Here is a 710-nt window from a genome sequence, read left to right as displayed (position 1 = left end):
GTGCACAGAAAACCCCCAGCTAGGCTGGGGGTTCAGTAAAGCTTTCAGCTTTGAGCCAGTTATAAAAACCCCTTTTGATTTGTTAAAACAGTTTGCGGTCTGGCAACTGCAAATGTTCAACAAGAAATCAAAAGGGGGTCCCAATGAGGGACGAAAAGAGCTTAGCGCACACCCGATGGAACTGTAAATATCACATAGTTTTTGCGCCGAAGTACCGAAGAAAGGTGTTCTACGGGGAAAAACGCAAAGCGATTGGAAGTATTTTAAGAAAGCTGTGCGAATGGAAAAACGTGAATATCCTGGAAGCGGAATGCTGTGCGGATCACATTCATATGCTTCTGGAAATCCCGCCGAAAATGAGTGTATCGGGGTTTATGGGGTACCTGAAGGGAAAGAGCAGCCTGATGCTTTATGAGCAGTTTGGGGATTTGAAGTTCAAATACCGTAACAGGGAGTTTTGGTGCCGAGGGTATTACGTTGATACGGTAGGGAAAAACACGGCCAGGATACAAGAATACATAAAGCACCAACTGGAAGAGGATAAAATGGGTGAGCAGTTGTCGATCCCGTATGCAGGTAGCCCGTTTACGGGCCGTAAGTAATCCATAGATGCAAATGTCAGATTGCTATGCGCCTGTTAGGGCGCGGCTGGTAACAGAGCCTTATAGGCGCATATGAAAAACCTCCGGCTATGCCGGAGGATATTTATT

General features: G+C 46.2%; 2 protein-coding genes. Both read left to right on the top strand.

The genetic code is table 11. From position 1 onward, the window contains the following. The coding region (locus E5C26_RS24725; RefSeq protein WP_206194308.1) for a hypothetical protein at positions 1-187 on the top strand (187 nt) is incomplete at its 5' end. Beyond that, entirely contained in the window at positions 144-602 is a 459-nt protein-coding gene (gene tnpA, locus E5C26_RS24530) for an IS200/IS605 family transposase (protein WP_135318572.1), read from the top strand. The genes E5C26_RS24725 and tnpA, both read left to right, overlap by 44 nt. Positions 603-710: the final 108 nt, after the last annotated feature.

The organism is Serratia proteamaculans (assembly GCF_004684015.1).
Classification (GTDB): domain Bacteria; phylum Pseudomonadota; class Gammaproteobacteria; order Enterobacterales; family Enterobacteriaceae; genus Serratia; species Serratia proteamaculans_F.
The sequence above is the reverse complement of the archived record's forward strand: the minus strand, read 5'-3'. Positions and strand labels throughout refer to the sequence as shown.